Origin of the sequence: Pedobacter sp. Leaf170 (assembly GCF_920984665.1) — a bacterium.
Taxonomy (GTDB): Bacteria; Bacteroidota; Bacteroidia; order Sphingobacteriales; family Sphingobacteriaceae; genus Pedobacter.
In genome coordinates this window covers 206,241-223,927 of sequence record NZ_CAKLBP010000006.1, presented here as the reverse complement: position 1 = coordinate 223,927, position 17,687 = coordinate 206,241, and the positions used below count along the sequence as shown (strand labels likewise).

The 17,687-nt window shown below is 34.6% G+C and carries 16 protein-coding genes and 1 tRNA gene; 7 read left to right on the top strand and 10 right to left on the bottom strand.

Features of this window, described 5'->3' with window-relative positions:
* Nucleotides 1-254: 254 nt before the first annotated feature.
* A complete protein-coding gene (locus tag LUA90_RS15230; protein WP_231491505.1) occupies nucleotides 255-671 on the bottom strand; it encodes a hypothetical protein in 417 nt (138 codons plus the stop codon).
* A gap of 283 nt (nucleotides 672-954) precedes the next feature.
* Between LUA90_RS15230 and xerA the strand changes: the two genes are divergently transcribed.
* Nucleotides 955-1,779 (top strand): site-specific tyrosine recombinase/integron integrase, encoded by an 825-nt coding sequence (gene xerA, locus LUA90_RS15225; RefSeq protein ID WP_231491504.1) that lies wholly within the window; start codon nucleotides 955-957, stop codon nucleotides 1,777-1,779.
* A 173-nt stretch (nucleotides 1,780-1,952) separates the two neighbouring features.
* On the opposite strand, the gene LUA90_RS15220 is transcribed toward xerA, so the two are convergent.
* From LUA90_RS15220 to LUA90_RS15210, 3 genes are all read right to left on the bottom strand, one after another.
* Nucleotides 1,953-2,123 (bottom strand): spore protein, encoded by a 171-nt coding sequence (locus tag LUA90_RS15220; RefSeq protein WP_231465309.1) that lies wholly within the window; start codon nucleotides 2,121-2,123, stop codon nucleotides 1,953-1,955.
* A 35-nt stretch (nucleotides 2,124-2,158) separates the two neighbouring features.
* Nucleotides 2,159-2,232 (bottom strand) — tRNA-Cys (locus tag LUA90_RS15215).
* A 59-nt stretch (nucleotides 2,233-2,291) separates the two neighbouring features.
* A complete protein-coding gene (locus tag LUA90_RS15210; RefSeq protein ID WP_231465307.1) occupies nucleotides 2,292-3,038 on the bottom strand; it encodes an RNA methyltransferase in 747 nt (248 codons plus the stop codon).
* Here LUA90_RS15210 and LUA90_RS15205 point away from each other — a divergent pair.
* Nucleotides 3,029-5,446 (top strand): BamA/TamA family outer membrane protein, encoded by a 2,418-nt coding sequence (locus LUA90_RS15205; protein ID WP_231465305.1) that lies wholly within the window; start codon nucleotides 3,029-3,031, stop codon nucleotides 5,444-5,446. The genes LUA90_RS15210 and LUA90_RS15205 overlap by 10 nt on opposite strands.
* 27 nt (nucleotides 5,447-5,473) lie before the next feature.
* Here LUA90_RS15205 and LUA90_RS15200 read toward each other — a convergent pair whose 3' ends face one another.
* From LUA90_RS15200 to LUA90_RS15185, 4 genes are read right to left on the bottom strand one after another with little or no spacing between them, the layout of a single operon-like run.
* Entirely contained in the window at nucleotides 5,474-6,004 is a 531-nt protein-coding gene (locus LUA90_RS15200; protein WP_231465303.1) for a hypothetical protein, read from the bottom strand.
* A complete protein-coding gene (locus tag LUA90_RS15195) occupies nucleotides 6,001-8,292 on the bottom strand; it encodes a patatin-like phospholipase family protein (RefSeq protein WP_231491503.1) in 2,292 nt (763 codons plus the stop codon). The genes LUA90_RS15200 and LUA90_RS15195 overlap by 4 nt, the downstream gene beginning before the upstream one ends.
* A gap of 57 nt (nucleotides 8,293-8,349) precedes the next feature.
* Nucleotides 8,350-8,823, bottom strand: coding sequence for a TspO/MBR family protein (locus tag LUA90_RS15190; RefSeq protein WP_231491501.1), 474 nt, complete (start codon nucleotides 8,821-8,823; stop codon nucleotides 8,350-8,352).
* A 43-nt stretch (nucleotides 8,824-8,866) separates the two neighbouring features.
* Nucleotides 8,867-10,216 carry a M28 family metallopeptidase gene (locus LUA90_RS15185; RefSeq protein ID WP_231465297.1) on the bottom strand — a complete coding sequence of 450 codons (1,350 nt, stop codon included), beginning with the start codon at nucleotides 10,214-10,216 and terminating at the stop codon, nucleotides 8,867-8,869.
* 294 nt (nucleotides 10,217-10,510) lie between these two features.
* Between LUA90_RS15185 and LUA90_RS15180 the strand changes: the two genes are divergently transcribed.
* Nucleotides 10,511-10,969, top strand: a complete 459-nt coding sequence (locus tag LUA90_RS15180; RefSeq protein WP_231465295.1) for a hypothetical protein — start codon at nucleotides 10,511-10,513, stop codon at nucleotides 10,967-10,969.
* 51 nt (nucleotides 10,970-11,020) lie between these two features.
* Complete coding sequence (locus tag LUA90_RS15175; RefSeq protein WP_231465293.1) at nucleotides 11,021-11,467, top strand: hypothetical protein; 447 nt, start codon at nucleotides 11,021-11,023, stop codon at nucleotides 11,465-11,467.
* A gap of 51 nt (nucleotides 11,468-11,518) precedes the next feature.
* Here the strand turns inward: LUA90_RS15175 and LUA90_RS15170 are convergent, their stop codons facing one another.
* On the bottom strand, nucleotides 11,519-12,049 hold the full coding sequence (locus LUA90_RS15170) for an OmpA family protein (RefSeq protein WP_231465291.1): 531 nt from the start codon (nucleotides 12,047-12,049) through the stop codon (nucleotides 11,519-11,521).
* Between the two features lie 427 nt (nucleotides 12,050-12,476).
* Here LUA90_RS15170 and LUA90_RS15165 point away from each other — a divergent pair, with 427 nt between their 5' ends.
* The 3 genes from LUA90_RS15165 to LUA90_RS15155 are packed head-to-tail and all read left to right on the top strand — an operon-like array spanning nucleotide 12,477 to nucleotide 16,642.
* Nucleotides 12,477-13,949 (top strand): ankyrin repeat domain-containing protein, encoded by a 1,473-nt coding sequence (locus LUA90_RS15165; RefSeq protein WP_231491499.1) that lies wholly within the window; start codon nucleotides 12,477-12,479, stop codon nucleotides 13,947-13,949.
* A gap of 4 nt (nucleotides 13,950-13,953) precedes the next feature.
* Entirely contained in the window at nucleotides 13,954-14,439 is a 486-nt protein-coding gene (locus LUA90_RS15160) for a DUF2271 domain-containing protein (RefSeq protein WP_231465287.1), read from the top strand.
* A 13-nt stretch (nucleotides 14,440-14,452) separates the two neighbouring features.
* The gene (locus LUA90_RS15155) at nucleotides 14,453-16,642 is read left to right on the top strand and encodes a PepSY domain-containing protein (protein ID WP_231465285.1); all 2,190 of its coding nucleotides are present in this window, start codon (nucleotides 14,453-14,455) and stop codon (nucleotides 16,640-16,642) included.
* Nucleotides 16,643-16,684: 42 nt separating this feature from the next.
* Here the strand turns inward: LUA90_RS15155 and LUA90_RS15150 are convergent, their stop codons facing one another.
* The gene (locus LUA90_RS15150) at nucleotides 16,685-17,686 is read right to left on the bottom strand and encodes an FAD:protein FMN transferase (RefSeq protein ID WP_231465283.1); all 1,002 of its coding nucleotides are present in this window, start codon (nucleotides 17,684-17,686) and stop codon (nucleotides 16,685-16,687) included.
* Nucleotide 17,687 lies beyond the last annotated feature (1 nt).

The following is a 17,687-nucleotide window of genomic DNA, read 5'->3' as shown; positions in this document are numbered from 1 at the left end:
TAACATTCGTAAATCCAATTTTGATATTTATTAGATTTTTGGGTTTATGATGTTTAAATTCAGTTATTTACCTGCATTTTTATCTCCCAAATTCTTTTGGATTTACGAATGTTTTGTCAATTTTTATGGTTGGGCGGGTAAGAGAATTTTATTTTGTTTTTGGTTATAACACCAACCAAAGGTAAAATGGAGTAAAGCTTTTCTTTTAGCGCTCTAAATCATAAAACGCCGGTACAAATTTGATTTCGTAATAGTCAACCGATTAATCTTTTGTCTTTGGCTACAAATTTTGCAAACGCAAGTAATGCGCCTGTAATCATTATATTTCGGAAAAAGTTAACCATTTCCAATTCCATTTCTTTCTCCAGGTTAGCAGTCATATTTTCTGGTACTAATTCATATCCCATTGCCCTTGGTAAATGAATTAAAATAGCCATTAAAATTACATACAATGCCATCAACGAATAAGATAACTTGTCATATTTCCCAATTAAAGCACTGACAATGAAAAGTAAGATGCAAACTGAGGTTAAGTAGTTCCAGAATAAGGGAAACGGAATATAGTCTGGAACGAAGGATGCTCCAACGTTGGGTTTGCCAAGATGTAAGCCAACGTAAAGCAAAAACGAAAGCGGAAAAATATACTTTCCCAAGTTTAAAATTTTGTCCATTGTTGTTTTTGTTAATTTGTTGGAAATGGGATGAGTGGTCTGATTTCCACAGAACTACTTGGATATTTTAGAATCGTGATAATCTGTTTCATTTTATATCTGGTTTTTAAATTTCTGCCAACATCTAAATTTACGCATTGCGTTTATCCGAATTTAATAACATTCGTAAATCTACTTGTACAATTTTCTTTGATTTTCATTTAAATCATTTAAATTCAGTTTTTTATCTCTATTGTTCATCATCATATTCTTTTGGATTTACGAATGTTTATCGAAAGAAAAAATGAAATATTCTGAAATTTTTAAGCAAAAAATGGAAATTGCCCGTTATAGCAGTTCTACCATTAAATCATACCTTGCCGCATTATCTGTCTTCTTTAAAGAAAACAACCAAATTTCAATTGCCGCTGTAAACGAACAAGTTATCGAAAATTATCTTTCAAAAATTATTAAAGAGAAAGGAATTTCGGCCTCTTACCAAAAGCAATTAATTGGCAGCTTAAAGTTGTTTTACAAAATGGTATTTAGCAGGTCTCTGCAAATAGATGATTTATTTCCGAAACGTACTGAACATACATTACCGAAGTATTTAAACAGAGAAGAGGTAAAAAGGCTTTTGGCAGCCGTGCGCAATTTAAAACACAAAGCAATTTTAATTACGTTATACGGGTGTGGCTTACGCTTAAGCGAAGTAATTGATTTAAAAATTGAGGATATTGACTCAGAAAGTGAAGTGATAAATATAAGGCAGGCAAAAGGAAATAAAGACAGGCAAGTGATGTTGCCAAAATCTCTTTTGCCACTTTTAAGAGCGTATTTTAAAATCTATTTACCCTCAAATTATTTGTTCGAGGGGCAAGCTAAAGTAAAATACTCACCCAGAAGTGTACAAGCCATATTAAAGCAAGCCGCCTTAAACGCAAAAATTAATAAGGTGGTTTCGCCACATGTTTTGCGACATAGTTTTGCAACGCATTTACTCGAGAATGGTACCGACATCCGTTATATACAGAAACTTTTAGGGCATAACAACTTAACTACAACTCAAATTTACACCCACATAACTGACGTTGCCAAAAATAAAGTTATAAGCCCACTAGATTTTTAAAGGAAATTTCTTTATTAAAGACAAAAATTTTATTTAAAAAAACAGGAATTTTAATGCTGGTTATGTGCAATCTCGTTTTTGGCGGTGCAACAAAATTAGAAAATTCATGACATAAAAAAAGCATCCTTTGATCAGAAGGATGCTTTAAATCTTTTTAAGAAGATTCCTAAAAACTATTTTGCTAATGCAGCTAAAACAGCGTTGTTTTTAGCTAATTGGTCGTTTTTAGGTTGTGCAGAGCGACTTCCTAACTCAATGTTAGTAGCTCTTTTTAAGAAATCCACTTCTTGATGAGCGGTATTTTTATTTCTTCTGTCTTTTCTTTTTAATCTGGTAACTGCCATGGTTTTAACCTTTTATTATTCTTTATTTGTACAAATGGAGGTCGAGAGCGGATTCGAACCGCTGTAGAAGGTTTTGCAGACCTCTGCCTAGCCACTCGGCCACTCGACCCTTAAATTCAAGGTTGCAAAAATATGAATTAATAATTAGCCCGCAAATAAAATCTGCTTTTAATTTCGAACTCTCACTATTTCAGCACAAAAGATTGCTGCACTAACTGCAACATTTAATGATTCTGCCGATCCAATTCTTGGTATGGTAACTGGTTTACTAATTTTTTCAATAACTTCTGGGCTTATGCCCTTGCCTTCATTACCTAAAATAATAAGGCCTTCGTTTCCCCAATCCATCTTGTAAATAGAATTACCGTCCAGCAACGCACCAAATACAGGCACATCGGTTTGCGCTAAAATAGAAACCAAATGCTCATAATAAATATTTACCCTCGCTAAAGAACCCATCGTTGCCTGTACCGTTTTGGGGTTATAGGCTTCAACACAATCTTCGGCGCAAATAATGTTTTTAAATCCAAACCAATCTGCAGTGCGAATTATGGTACCCATGTTACCCGGGTCTTGTATGCCATCTAAAACAATTGTAAAATTATTTTTTAATGAATTTAAGTCTACAGAAGCCCTTTCGGGTATGTGGATAACAGCTAAAAAACCTTGTGGCGTTTGTAAAGTACTAATCTTGGTTAATTCAGCGTTGTTTACCTCAAATAAGTTTATATTTGCAGGTAATTTGGGCAACAAATGATACTGTTCTGTGTTGTAAAATATGCTATGGATTTGATAGTTTGATTGTATAAACTCTTTTATGGATTTTATACCCTCAACCAAAAAAAGACCGGTTTCTTTACGATATTTTTTTTGATGTAACGATTTAATAAAACTAACCTGAGATTTTGAAAGCATACCAATCCTTTAATTATTCTAACCTGAAAAGCCCTGCAATATTACTATTAATTATTGTTTTAATCCAAGGTTGCTCCTCAACTAAATACATACCAGATTACCAGGCTATCGTTAAAAAAGTTAGCATTGATAGCGTTGATGCGAAGTTTGAAGAACAGGCTTATAATTATGTTCAAAAAGATATTCGTCCATCATCGCCTTTTAGTATTAATGTGCCACTTTATAACTTATTTAATACAAAAGATGGTAAATACAAAACAACAGGTATAAAGCCTTTTGGTTCGCCACCGGCGATATTAGATAGTGCTTTGGTGGAAATATCACGTAATCAAATTGAAAAATTCTTAAAGGGTAAGGGTTATTTCCAAGCAAAGGTTAATTCAGATATTCAGGTCAAAGATAAAAAAGCAGAGATTAAATTTAAGGCACAACCTGGCCCTGCATCTTATATCAGAAAACTTTCAGATTCTATTTTTACGCCTCAGGTAAGAGCGGTTTATCATAAGGAAAAACCCAACTTCACACATCTGCACGAGGGCATGCAGTACGATTCGGATTCTCTTAGTTATGAGCGAGACCAGATTTATCGCGTAATGAAGGAAAATGGTTACTACGAATTTTTACGTCCGTTTGTAAATTTTGATGTGATAGAAACTGCAGATGTAAAAAAAGTAGATTTAAAACTTAATATTACAAATCCGCCTAATGGCGATCATAAACAGTTTTACATAGGCAATACACACATGCTTATTGCGCCTAGCCCTGATGGATTACCAGATTCTGCAAGGTATAAATTGAGCAAAGACACCGTAAATGGAATCGTTTACACAGATTTTTCGGGCAGATATAGAAGAAATCCTATCGTTCGTTACGATTTTTTAAAGCAGAATGAGTTGTTTGACATTAGAAATGAGCAGCTTACCTATGATAGGATGTATGAGTTGAACATCTTTAAAAATGTTAAAATTGATTATTACAGACGAGACAGTACATCGAATAAAATAAACCCGATTATCCTTTTAACACCACAAAAAGTAATGAGCAACCGGGTAGAAGGTGAGGTGCCTTTTAACGGTGGTACCGTAGGTTTTAACTTAAGTAACACGTACACCAACAATAATTTATTTAGAGGCGCAGAGCGATTTGAATTACAGCTAAAAGGTGGTTTACAATCCAGAATTGGTAATGGAACGTCGCCGTTTAGAGATATTTACCAAAGAGATTTTTCTATAAGTGCCAGTATTAGTGTTCCGAGATTAATTATTCCTTTTTATACGCCGGTTTTAGGTGCAAACGGAATGCCGCACACTACTTTTTCATCGAGCTACATTTACGCCTTACAAAAAGATATATCCATTAGAAGAATATTTATAAACTCCATTACTTACGATTGGTTTGAAACAAAATCGAAATTACACAGCTTTACGCCTTTAAATTTTGAATACAGGTTTGGAAATTTAGATCCAAGTATCCCACAGGAAATTTTACTAAACAACATCTACTACGGCATCCTTTTAGGCAGAAAAGATTTAACACTGGGGATGAAATATACCTATACTTTAAATGCTGATAAGCTTAACCAGTTAAGAACTTTTGTGTATTTGCGAGGTGGTGTAGATATTGCAGGTAACTTATTGCAAGGTGTTACAAATATTTTCGGTGCAAAAAGAGACCCGCTAAATGGCAATTCTGCAACATTATTAGGTTTGCCATTTAACCAGTATGTGAGGCCGGAGATTGATATACGCTGGTATAAACATTTAGGTGGAACAAATCAGTTTGTAGCAAGGTTAAGCGCTGGTGTAGGTTATGCGTATGGTAACTCTCAGGAAAGAGGTATACCTTTTGAAAAATTATTTTTTGCCGGTGGTTCAAACGGGATTAGAGCATGGCAAGCCAGAACTTTAGGTCCGGGTAATTACAATCGTGCTGTTATTGCTACTGATTTGGGTAGAAGAACCTTATTTGGTTTAGACCAATTAGGGGAGATGAAAATTGAAGCTAACCTGGAATATCGTTATACCTTATTGAGGAAATTTTTTGGTGGCGTTTTAAAAGGTGCGGCATTTATCGACATGGGTAACGTGTGGAATATTAATGGTAAAAGTACCTTAAGCGGTAACATAAGCGAAGAAATCAGGCAGCAAACTTTGCTAAAACTTAGTAAAATGGCTCAGCAAACGGCAATAGGAGCGGGTACCGGGTTTAGGTATGATGTTCAATACTTTGTATTTAGGTTTGATATTGGTTTGAAGGTTAAAGACCCACAATTCTCAGGCTCCGAACAATGGGTTATTGGTAAATTTTTATCTAATGGAAGAGCATTTAGAGACAACTTTAACGCCACCCATGCGCCAGATACTTATCGGTTTTTGCAATACAATTTTGGTATAGGAATGCCTTTCTAAATCAAACGCATTTCACATTTATTAGCATTATACTAAATTCTTTAATGCATCAAAAATACTTTCGAAAAATGTTGCTAGGTTAAGGCCGCTGCTGTGGTTAAAGTATACAAATACAAGGAATATTATTACTGCAAAAATTATCAGCTTTCTGAAAGCGAAGGCTATAATTACCAGTAAAATTGGGATAAGGAATAACCATAAACTATTAATTGGGTATGGCGTTAAGTCGCCATCTTTTTTATAAACGTAAACCAATTTGCTATGTGTTCCGGTGTCGTTTTTGTGTTTAAGATATACAAAAGTAGAGCGCTCAATAGGCAACGGTAAAACCGCTATACCATCATTAAATTTTAAACTCTGCGTAAAACCGCTAACACTAAAAGTGTAAATACCATTAATGTCTTCGTTTGGATTGTTTAAAGAATCGGCAGCAATTATGGCCAGTTTATTGTTTTTTAAAAGGTTCTCTTTAACTAAAAAATTATTAATTGCCGATGTTTGAGCAAAGCCAAAAATGCTTGCTAAGCAGAGAAACAATAAGATAAATCCTCTTTTCATTCTATAGAACGTTTATTGTAAATTAAGTAACCAATGTGCAATAATACACCATTTCTTTTAATCGCATCGTTATATAAATTATAACTTAAGCTTACAGGGCCAACCGGCGATTGATAAACCACACCCGCTGTGGCTGCATAACGCAGTTTGGTAATCGCTTTTGCGTATCCAACATCTTGTAAATTGTTTAATTCGTATTCTTTATGCGGCAAGAAAAGATAGCCTTCCAATCTAAAATCTAAATTTTTTCTGATGCTGAAAATATTTTTTATACCGCCAGCAGCATAAGTAGAAGCCCTGAATTTATCTAAAAACAAAGAACGGCTATCTTGCAACGGATAAAATGCAGGTGAAACCAGTAATGTTGAATAATAGTTATTAAAAAGCGGTTGGTTTGATATTACCCCTTCAATTAAATAACCCAATGTGTATTTATTAAGGTGAAGAAAATAATTTTCTTGCGAAAGCTTAATGCTACCCCATTGCCGGATTTGGTTAAAAGGTTTTATGGTGTTTGCCGGAACAATATTTCTGAAAATATTGCCTGGATTATAGTTTTCTCTACCTGTAGTATAGTTAAAACTTATGGTAAAACTTTGTCCGCGGGTTGCATATTGTTTACGGTTTAAAGAACTTTTTTCGAGGTTAAGTGATGATTTAAAGCCATTAAAGACGGTTTGGTCTAATATATCGCCAACGGCAAAAGAATTGTTTGGACTGTATTGGTCTTGATTATTGATAAAAGCAGCGTGCAAAACCACCTTTGTGTTGTAATTAAGCGGAAATCCCATCATCAAATCAATTTTCCTATCGGCTTGTTCTATATAAATCGGGCGTGGGTTTTCAATAAAAATCTGGCTGGTGTTGTAAAAATTCCAATGGTTATAAGTTAACTCCGCACCTAAAAAAATTGGGAGCTTTGTGGGGTAATCAATTCTGCCACTCATTTGTACCGATTCGTAAAATCTTCCAGAATAGAAACTGGTTCCAAAAGTGTAAGCTTTGCGGTTTAAATAATTGTATTGTGCACCTAAAAATACGTTGCTAATTGGCCGTGTAGAAATATTGCCGCCTAAATCAAGCTTAAAACTTTTTTTAGGTTGGGCAACTACTTCAAAAGTGTAGTTATCTGTTGCAGGCTCGTACACAATTTTTGGATAAATGGTTTCAAAAGTCTGGTCTGCCACCAGCTTATAATAACCTCGTTTAATATCATCGAGATTAAAAGTTTGTTTATCACTTTTAAATAAGCGCTCTACATAACGTTTTTGCTGGTCATTCACACCAGTTACGGTAATGTTGTTAAAAACAAAATCAGGTTTTTTACGATTAAATTTTTCTCTTTTCGCTGCAAGCTCTTCATCAGTAACCCTTCGCTTTATAAGTGCTTTAATCCGTTCCATATCTGCCATGGTGGCTTCATAGCCTTTTTGAATTAAATCTTTAACCGGCGAGAAATTAGTAACACTATAGTTGCCAACGTTAGGTTGGATGTAAATTCCGTTTTTACCAACCATTGTAGAGTCTGATTTTGAAAGAAACATATAAACCAAAAAGCGGTTCATTAATCTTTCATCATTACTTTTTGGGTATTCGTTATATGTTTTTGAAGATACATTTGCGCCAATTATGTAATCAGGCTCGAATTCTTTTTGCATTACATCAGCTGGAAAATTATTATAAAGCCCGCCATCAAATACATATTTTCCATCAAGCTTAATTGGACGGTAAATAATCGGTACGGTCATGGTTGCTCTAACCGCCTCGGCTAAACTTCCTTTATCAACCGTTATGCTCTCTTGCGAAAGTACATCGGCAACCATGCATCTAAAGGGCACAAATAGATTATTAAAATTATCTTTTGATGCAGCAGATGCTTGAGAAAATAACTCTAAAAAGGCAAAATTTAAGGGTATATCATTAATTAAATTTGAGCGGAAGCTGAAGTGAAAACCTGAATCTATAGCAACTTTGGCAGCAAGCATAGATGCGTTTGGTGCATTTTTTTCAAAGTAATAAGTATAATCGCTGGTATAACGGCCATTTACCCAATTTTGAAATTCGTTACCTGTTGCAATATTTTCAATTTGTGCGGGTGTATATCCGGCCGCATACATGGCGCCAACAATTCCGCCCATCGATGTTCCTGTGATGTAATCAATTGGAATGTGGTTTTCTTCTAAAGCTTTTAAAGTGCCAATATGCGCCAATCCTTTAGCACCGCCGCCACTAAATACTAAACCAACCTTTTGTGCCTGTAACTTAAAACAGCACAAAATAAAAAGCATCAGCAAATATCTTTTAAGAGTTACCACTCTCTAAAAATAAGTGTTTTCTTTTGAAAATTAGTTGAGTATGTAAATGTTATATGTTAAAAATGATGCAAAACTTACCCATAAAATGTAAGGGATGAAAAGAAGTCCGGCCAGTTTATCGATTTTATAAAAGGTTATTGCATTTATAATAATCATAATGAGGAGCATAATTATCTCTGCCAATGCAAAACCTATTTCATGGAAATAGAAAAATATAAATGACCAGCAAAGATTTAAAATTAGCTGAATGGCATAAATCGCTACAGTTCTTGGGAAGTGCACTATGGTATCTCTTTTAACCCATACCAAATAGGCTGCAATGCCAATTAATATGTAAATTGTTGTCCATACTGGCGCAAATAACCAACTTGGCGGATTGAATGAAGGTTTATTGAGGGTTAAATACCAGGTTTTAACAGAGTTAGCCGTTGCGATGCCGCCCAATGCACCAATGCCAAGGGTTAAGGCTATGTTTAAAATTAATGCTAAAGGTTTAAATTTCATTTGGGAATTTTCGAATAAACAAGCGATTTACTTAATGGTTTTTTTATCTGCCAATTGATGGTACTACCGGCAAGCTCTCGTTATCCTCGTTGCCAACACTTTGCACCGCAAACAAGTAATTATCTTTACTATAAGGCAAACGCATTTCTGTAGCTGTGGTAAAAAATTTCTTTTGCCATACTGGGCTACTTGTTTCTCGCATTAAAATATAATAGCCTTTAACACGACCATTTACCGGTGCTTTCCAATATAAGAAAGTAGAATTGCTTAAGTTTTTCACATCAACTTTAAGCTCTGTTGGTATAGATGGGGCCTTAGCTAAATTTGCTAAAACCGAAATGTTGACAGCTGTATTTTTTCGAAGATATTCAAAATCCATAAATTCGATTAAATCACCATATATAACTCCTTTTTCAGTTCGTAAATCCTGATGTTGATGATCGAAGTTTTCGTTCATTTCTGTAATTCTTACCGCCGTAAAACCATTTTCTACAAATGGCGTATGGTCACCGCCACGCAAAAATCTATCATTACGATAAATTAATTTAATCTCGAGCTGATCAACATAACGTTCTCCAACTTCTTTAACATAGCGTGCCAGTTGCCTGCTTTTACCATCATTCTCTAAACCAAACTGGCGAATGTTTTTAGCATTTTTATCTAATTCGAAAGCCGGTAATCCTTCGCTAAAAACTCGCAGCTTAGTATTATCTATAATTTGTGTTTCGCTGGCATTGTTGCTTCCAATCATATCGTTATTAAGCATGGCTTCTAAATTCCAGCCTTCTTTCTTCGCTTTTGATGCCATAAAACCCGAGCCTAATAAAGATTGCTCTTCGCCACTAACCGCAACAAAAATTACCGTAGCCGGAAATTTGTGTTGACTCATAATTCGGGCGGCTTCAATAACACCGGCCACGCCACTACCATCGTCATTTGCGCCTGGAGCATCGCTAACTCTGTTCATCACATCTGTAACGCGACTATCCAGGTGCCCGCTTACTACAAAAACTCTTTTATCATTTGCATCGCTACCCTTCAAAATGGCCACTGCATTGCCTAACACAATTTGCTTGTCAACACGTTTTCCGTCAGGGTTTATTGTAACTGTATCCAGAAATGCTGATAATCTTCCATCGCTTTGCTTAGCAAACTGGTTAAATTTATTAACTACCCAATTTCTGGCGGCGCCAATACCTTTAGTTTTACTTTTAGTATCACTTATAGTACTTCTGGTACCGAAAGAAACCATTTTTGTAATGTATGATTTTAACGAATCAGCGTTAACCGATTTTACCATCTTATCGATATCAGCATTGCGGTTTACAATGGTTTGAGCATTAACAACAATAGTACAACTGCTAAGAAAAAGTATAGTGAGTATTTTTTTCATCAATGAATAATTTATGGTTACTAATGTATCGAATGTTGGGGTTTATTTTAATTGTAAGCCTCGAAAAGTTGTAACAATTTAACGATAAAAGATAAAAGCAGTTTGAAAATTTTGTAGCCAACAATAAAGATATCGTTACAAAATCATGATGGTTTAAAATTTGTGACTCTAAAAGCCTTTAAATGACTTGATAAGATTTGAAAACTTAGAACCATGATTAAATTTTTCTATATTTATTGTTCGAAAAGAATTCATAAATCCCAATAACGCATAACATCCCTCAAAATCATAGTAATGGACAGGTTTCCAACTAACTTAACATCAGCCAAGTGCGAACTTTTAGATAGAATACTACAAGAGTTTAAGCATGAGGAATATGTTAAAACAGATAGGATTCTTCACATTTTTAGGGGAAATGCAATCCTGGCATCAGAATATCTTCAGCTTTTAAACCAGTTAAATTTAATTATGCTTATTGGAGAGGTTCACGGGCATCCTTTACCGGCATTAATTGGGAAACAATCTGGCTTAGAAATTTTTTTAAGTGAAGGCGGTTTTATGACCAGGCTGGAGCTTAGAAAGATGCAGGAAGAAACCGGGAAGAGTTTAATTGAACTGCAAAAAGAAATCTTTGATTTAAGAAGTCAGCTTGCCGCATGCCGTGAATTAATTGCTAAGCAAGAAATGGCCATGCTTGATATGGATGCCGAGCTCAAAAGGTTAGAAGCAGGAATGGAAAATGAAGATTATTAAGTTGTAGCATTTTAAGCTGTTTATTCGTTTTACTCTAAAAACCTTAAAACTATGCGTAACAACCTATTAAAAACCTTCGGTATATTTTTTCTATTGTCTATTATTTTTATTTCATGCAAAAAGGATAAACCAGCAGGTAAAACTGATGTGCTTACCGGAGCATGGCAAGAAGCAAGCGTAAACGGAAGTATTGGCAGAAGGTTAATTTTTAAACCCGATGGATTGTTTACAATGGAAATCTGGAGCAGCACTGCAAAAACTTCAGAAGTAAACGGTACTTACAAAATTGATGGTGAGAATTTAACCGTTAATATAAGCGAAAGTGTTGAATTTAACGCCGCCGGAAATCCAACTAAGCGAAATGTAAGTTATCAATTGTTTGAAAAGGGAAAATTTTCTATTACGAATACTATTCTTTCTATAAAATACATTTCTTACCCTGCAGATGCTCCTGTTAATACTGAATTAAAATTTGGGAAAATTATCGCTATTGATTAAATTATAAATGCCTTGACGATTAATCAAGGCATTTTTTGTTTTTTTAGATGATTATTTGTCAATTCTAATTTCAGTTCTTCTATTTAAAATTCTTCCTTCCTCGCTATCATTTGAGGTAATTGGTTCTTTCTCGCCGTGACCAACGATTCTAAAATTAGAGGCATTTAAACCTGCATTGACCAGGTAAGATTTTACTGAATTTGCCCTATCAATCGACAAAGACATGTTGTGTTCTGGCGTTCCCTCGGCCGATGAATGTCCGTTTAACACAAATTTAGTATCTGGCGATTTTTTCATTTCGGCTACGGCTTTATCTAAAATAGAGAATGATGAGGTTTTTAGTACAGCCGAATTAAATTCAAATTGAATGTTATCTAAGTTAAAATTAGGATTATCTGTAGAAGCAGGTGCTTCCTCTTGTTTAGCCGGTTCAGGTGCAGGCTTTTTCTCTTCAACTGGTGGTGTTGGTTTTGTAACTGGTGCTGCTTCTGCTTTTGCAAGTGGTTTTTTAGCTTTGCAAGAATACATTGTGAGTGCAAATAATCCGATAATTGTGGTTATAAAAAACTTTTTGATAATCATGTTTTATCCTGTTTAACGTTTTAAATGAAAATATAATTTTATAGTTATAACGATTTTTATGCCCATAACATATAATTTCAATTAATGTTATCTCACTATCGTCAGGATCTTATCATTCGTCTTTCCTTTTAAACTCTATTCGGTTTATCCAATTAACTCACAATTTAGCTAAATTATTTAAGCCTCAAGGTTGAACTTTTTGTTGTAACAAATAATTTATTTAGACTATTTATAAATAAATTTATTTTGTAAATCATTATAAAAGAGTTGTTTATAAATAAATTTGATTTAATGAGGTTTTTTAAGCAAGCCGTTGTACTCAATTTGATTCAAAATAAATCTTTATTTAGAATGATTCTTGTTAACTTAGCCGAAATAATAAAAACCATTACGAATTGAATACTCACAATAATATTTAGCTTCTAAAATGAAAAAAATCATCTTTGCTATTTTAGCTTTTGCCTCCTTAACTGTGCAAGCTCAGAAGAACGCTTTTTTTGATCAAGCTTTCTGGAAAGGGAATACTGATTTAGCGACCATTAAGGCAGAAATAGAGAAAGGCAGTAGCCCGTCACAATTAAATCCTTCTTCTTTTGATGCAACTGTTTTTGCGATAAATAGTGGTGCACCAACAGAGTCAATTTTGTATCTTTTGGCTCAGCCGGGTAACGATGTTAATAAATTAACGCATGATAGCAGAACCTATTTAATTTGGGCATCATCCAAAGGAAACATTCCTGTTATGGAATATCTTTTAAAAAATGGTGCTAAAATTGATATTCAAGATAGCCACGGCTATACCGCATTAACTTTTGCTGCGGCTGGCGGACAAAAAAACACTAAGGTTTACGATTTATTGATAAAGAACGGCTCGGATTTAAAGCAAGATCTAAATCACGATGGTGCAAATGCATTGTTAATCGCAATCCCTAATGATAAAGATTTAACCTTAACGGATTATTTCGTAGCTAAAGGCTTAGATTTAAACAGTAAGGATGCTGCCGGAAATACTGCTTTCAACTACGTTGCAAAAGGTGGTAACATTGAGTTAATGAAGAAATTGCTTCAGAAAGGTGTGAAATATACGGATAATGCAATGATTATGGCTAGTCAGGGCGGACGAGGAACATCAAATGGTTTAGAAGTTTTCCAATATTTAGAAAGCTTAAAAATCAAACCAACAGCAGTTGGAAACAATGGCGAAACAGCTTTACACAACATTGTTCGTAAACCAAAACAAGAAGAAATTATTAACTATTTCCTGTCAAAAGGTGTGGATGTGAACCAACCAGATAAAGAAGGAAATACTGCTTTTATGAATGCTGCAGCTTCAAACAAAGATTTAGCCACAATCGAACTATTGGCAAAAAATGTTAAAGACATCAACCAAATAAACGCTAAAGGTGTTTCTGCATTAGATTTCACCGTTCGTGGTAATTCTGCTGAAGTGGTAAAATTTTTAATTGAGAAAGGCGCAAACTTAAACCATATAGATAAAAATGGTGATAACCTTGCCGCTTATCTTTTTCAGGCTTACAACCCACGCGGTATGGAAGATTTTGAAGCTAAATTAAAACTGCTAACCGAAAAAGGTTTCGACATTAAAAAAGTTCAGGATAATGGTAACTCATTGTACCATCTTGCGGTTGCGAAAAATGATTTAGGCTTATTAAAACGCATTGAGCCCTTAAAAATTGATGTTAACCTTAAAAATAAAGAAGGTTACACGGCTTTACACAAAGCTGCTATGACCGCCAAAGATGTTGAGTTGATGAAATATCTGGTTTCTATCGGAGCTAAAAAAGATGTAACAACCGAATTTAAGGAAACCCCTTATGATTTGGCTACTGAAAACGAATATCTTTCTAAGAACAAAATATCGATTGACTTTTTAAAATAAAAAAATGAATAGCATTTATAAAGTATGCCTAGGCTTAGGTATTGTATTTTTAACTTCTTACGCATCTATGGCGCAAAAAACTACAAAATACAAGTGTATGTTGCAGATGACCAATTATGTTGGAGAAGGAGCCTATATTGTTGTTTCTTTAGTTGATGCTAAGGGTGCTTACGAAAAAACACTTTATGTTATGGGTTCTGATAAAAAATGGTATCCTGATGTTAAAGAATGGCACAAATTTTATAAAAAGAAACCTACAAACCTAAGTGCAATTACTGGCGCTTCGGTAACAGGAGGTGATAGAAGTGTTACTACCTTTGAGATTGAAAATTCCAAAATTAACAAAGGTTATACTTTACGTTTTGAATCGGCTGTTGAAGATAAAAAATACATCGTTAAAGATTTAGAAGTGCCTTTAACTACAGAAGGTATTGCCGCTAAAACTGAAGGTACTGGTTATATTAGATATGTTCGTTTAATAGCGAACTAATAAAGGCTTTTAAATGACAATTTCAATATGGAGATATAGCCACTTGGCATTTGCTGTATCTTCTTTTCTTTTTTTAATTCTTGCATCTGTAACGGGTATCATCCTTTCTTTCAAGCCCGTAACCGAAAAAATTCAGCCTTTTAAGGTTAAAGATTTCAATAAACTTAGCATAGCTGATGTTATTCCAAATCTTAAAAATAACTATACCGATATTATTGAGGTTACGGTTGATTATAATCAATTTGTAGTGGTTGATGCTACAGATTTAAGTGATAATTCCGGTAAATTCTACATCAACCCTAAAACCGGAAAAAATTTAGGCAAGGTTGCTAAAGAAAATGAATTTTTTCAATGGATAACCGCCTTACATCGTTCACTTTTTTTGCATGAACTTGGCCGTTTCTTTATTGGTTTAACATCGTTTTTGCTATTCCTCATTGCAACCTCCGGAACGGTTTTAATTATACAGCGCCAAAGAAGTTTTAAAAATTTTTTTTCGAAAATTGTTAAAGATAATTTCGCCCAATATTATCATGTTGTTTTAGGCAGGCTTTTACTAATTCCGATAATCATCATTTCAATTAGTGGAACTATCTTATCGTTGCAGACTTTCGAGATTATTAAAGAACAGAAAATTTCTCATAAAGTTAATATTGATGCTTTAAAAACCAATCCAGAAAAGAAAACTGCAGATTTTGAAATTTTTAAAAACACCAAATTATCCAGCCTAAAATCAATCGAGTTTCCGTTTTCTGAAGATGTAGAAGATTATTTTACATTAAAACTTGAGGATAGGGAATTAACCATAAACCAAATTTCAGGCGAGGTACTAACTGAGCAGCGATATTCGAATGCTAAATTGCTAACTGCATTAAGTATGGATTTGCATACCGGTAGAACAAATGCAATCTGGGCAATTGTTCTAGCGGTCGCATCAGCAAATATTCTTTTTTTTATTTATTCAGGCTTTGCTATTTGGTGGAAAAGAAGATCTAATCAGGTTAAAAATAAATATAAAGCAGAGCAGGCAGAATATATCATTTTAGTTGGTTCTGAAAATGGAACAACTTTTCGTTTTGCAAAAGCCATTCACCAGCTGTTATCGAAAAGTGGGAAAACATCTTTTATCGGGCAACTAAATCATTATAAAGTTTTCCCAAAAGCCAAGCAACTCATTATTTTAACAGCAACTTATGGTATTGGCGATGCGCCAACAAATTCAACTAAATTTTTAAAGCTTTTAGATAAATTCCGGCAGGCAAATCATATTGATTTTTCGGTTGTTGCTTTTGGCTCGCATGCCTATCCCGATTTTTGCAAATTTGGTTACGAAGTAAATAATGCTTTATCGCAGCAAAACTGGGCAAAACCATTGCTCGAAATACATACCGTTAACGATAGATCTCCTGAAGATTTTATGAAGTGGGCTACATTGTGGGCGCAAAGTTCTAATGTAGAATCCACATCTTTATCAAAACTTTTAGAAACTAAACCAGTAAAATTACATCAGTTTACAGTTGTAGAAAAAAAGATTTCAAGTCATGAAGAAACTTCTTTTATTGTTCGCTTAAAGCCTGTAAAAGGTATAAAATTTACTTCCGGCGATTTACTTTCTATCTATCCTGCAAACGATCATCGCGAAAGACAATACTCAATCGGTAAAATTGGTAAAGATGTTCAGCTGAGCGTTAAGTTGCATGAAAATGGTTTAGGTTCAAGATTTTTACATGCACTAGAAGATGGACAAACCTTAAATGCAGCACTTTTAAGAAATGAGCATTTTCATTTTCCTTTAAAGGCAAAAACAGTAATTATGGTTTCTAACGGAACCGGAATTGCACCTTTTTTAGGGATGATAAATCAGTTTGGAGATGGCAGAGATATTCACCTTTATTGCGGTTTCAGAAATAAAGTTTCTTTTGAGCTCTACGAAAATGCCCTGAAATCTGATGCGGATAAACTGACTAAACTAAGCATAGCCTTGTCTCGTGAAGGCGAAAAACAATATGTTAAAGATTTGCTTTCCCGAGATGCTGAAACGATTTATTCTGCGCTAAAAGACGGGGCTGTAATAATGCTTTGCGGCTCTTTAAGTATGCAAAAAGATGTAATTGAATGGCTTGAAGCGTTGTGCCAAAAGCATGAGGGGAAAAGCGTCAGTTTTTATCAATCTCACGGACAGGTATTGATGGATTGTTATTAAAATTAAAAGACTTATAATGGGTCTTGAAAAATGCTGACATAGTTAAAGCATTTTTTTCCAGCGTTCTACAGTCCTTTTAACCAGATTATCGGATAGAAAAATCTCGCCGTTGTCGCTAAACATAATGCAACTATATTTAGGAAATTGCTTAATGAAATTTAATCCTGCATGTTTACCTAAAACCATTATCGAAGTGCTTAATCCGTTTGCCAATTCAGCATCCGGACCGAAAACCGTAACACCGCTTAGTCCGGTAGCCGGGTAGCCGGTAGCCGGATTTATAATGTGAGAATATCGTTTGCCATCGAAAATTACAAACTTTTCGTAGCTGCCAGAACTTACAATAGCCTTATTGTAAAGCGGAACGGCGGCGAAAAGGCTATCTTTATTATATGGGTTGGTGATGCCAACAAGCCATTTTTTGCCATTAGGTTGCTTTCCCCATGTGCTCATATCGCCGGTTGCGTTTACAATTCCGGCCTTAATTCCCTTGGCAAGCATCATGTTGCGACATTTATCTGCTGCGTAACCTTCTCCTAAAGCGCCAAAGCCAATTTTCATGCCTTTTTTACTTAAAAAAATTGTGGAGTTTACACTATCGAGAATGATGTTTTTGTAGCCAACTTTTTCTACAGATTTCCTAATTTCATCAACAGATGGGATTTCAGTCATCGATCCATCAAACTTCCAGATTTTATCCATCGCAGCAAAGCTGATGTCGAAAGCACCGTTTGTAAGTTGCGATAGTTTAATTGCTCGTTTGGTAAGCTCAAAAACCTCTTTATCAACTTTTACAGGCTTCTCTCCAGCATTTCTATTCACTTCCGAAACCTGTGAATTTGGTTTCCAATCAGAAATTAGATACTCAATTCTGCTAATTTCATTTATAATGGTGTCTATATTTTGCTCGGCAAATACAGCAGTTTTTGCAACAATGGTAATTTCAAATCGACCGCCCATTAGCATGGTGGTTTTCTTTCTCAAAACCTGTGCGTTACTGCTAAAACCTAAAAAAAATAATGCAATTATGCTGTAGAATTTCAAA

Coding starts and splice junctions, on each gene's coding strand:
- LUA90_RS15210 (WP_231465307.1), bottom strand. CDS start 3,038: ATGCTTTCAAAATCTCAGGTTAGTTTTATTAAATCGTTACATCAAAAA.
- LUA90_RS15195 (WP_231491503.1), bottom strand. CDS start 8,292: ATGCTTTTTATTTTGTGCTGTTTTAAGTTACAGGCACAAAAGGTTGGT.
- LUA90_RS15200 (WP_231465303.1), bottom strand. CDS start 6,004: ATGAAAAGAGGATTTATCTTATTGTTTCTCTGCTTAGCAAGCATTTTT.
- xerA (WP_231491504.1), top strand. CDS start 955: ATGAAATATTCTGAAATTTTTAAGCAAAAAATGGAAATTGCCCGTTAT.
- LUA90_RS15165 (WP_231491499.1), top strand. CDS start 12,477: ATGAAAAAAATCATCTTTGCTATTTTAGCTTTTGCCTCCTTAACTGTG.
- LUA90_RS15180 (WP_231465295.1), top strand. CDS start 10,511: ATGGACAGGTTTCCAACTAACTTAACATCAGCCAAGTGCGAACTTTTA.
- LUA90_RS15175 (WP_231465293.1), top strand. CDS start 11,021: ATGCGTAACAACCTATTAAAAACCTTCGGTATATTTTTTCTATTGTCT.
- LUA90_RS15190 (WP_231491501.1), bottom strand. CDS start 8,823: ATGAAATTTAAACCTTTAGCATTAATTTTAAACATAGCCTTAACCCTT.
- LUA90_RS15230 (WP_231491505.1), bottom strand. CDS start 671: ATGGACAAAATTTTAAACTTGGGAAAGTATATTTTTCCGCTTTCGTTT.
- LUA90_RS15155 (WP_231465285.1), top strand. CDS start 14,453: ATGACAATTTCAATATGGAGATATAGCCACTTGGCATTTGCTGTATCT.
- LUA90_RS15160 (WP_231465287.1), top strand. CDS start 13,954: ATGAATAGCATTTATAAAGTATGCCTAGGCTTAGGTATTGTATTTTTA.
- LUA90_RS15185 (WP_231465297.1), bottom strand. CDS start 10,216: ATGAAAAAAATACTCACTATACTTTTTCTTAGCAGTTGTACTATTGTT.
- LUA90_RS15170 (WP_231465291.1), bottom strand. CDS start 12,049: ATGATTATCAAAAAGTTTTTTATAACCACAATTATCGGATTATTTGCA.
- LUA90_RS15220 (WP_231465309.1), bottom strand. CDS start 2,123: ATGGCAGTTACCAGATTAAAAAGAAAAGACAGAAGAAATAAAAATACC.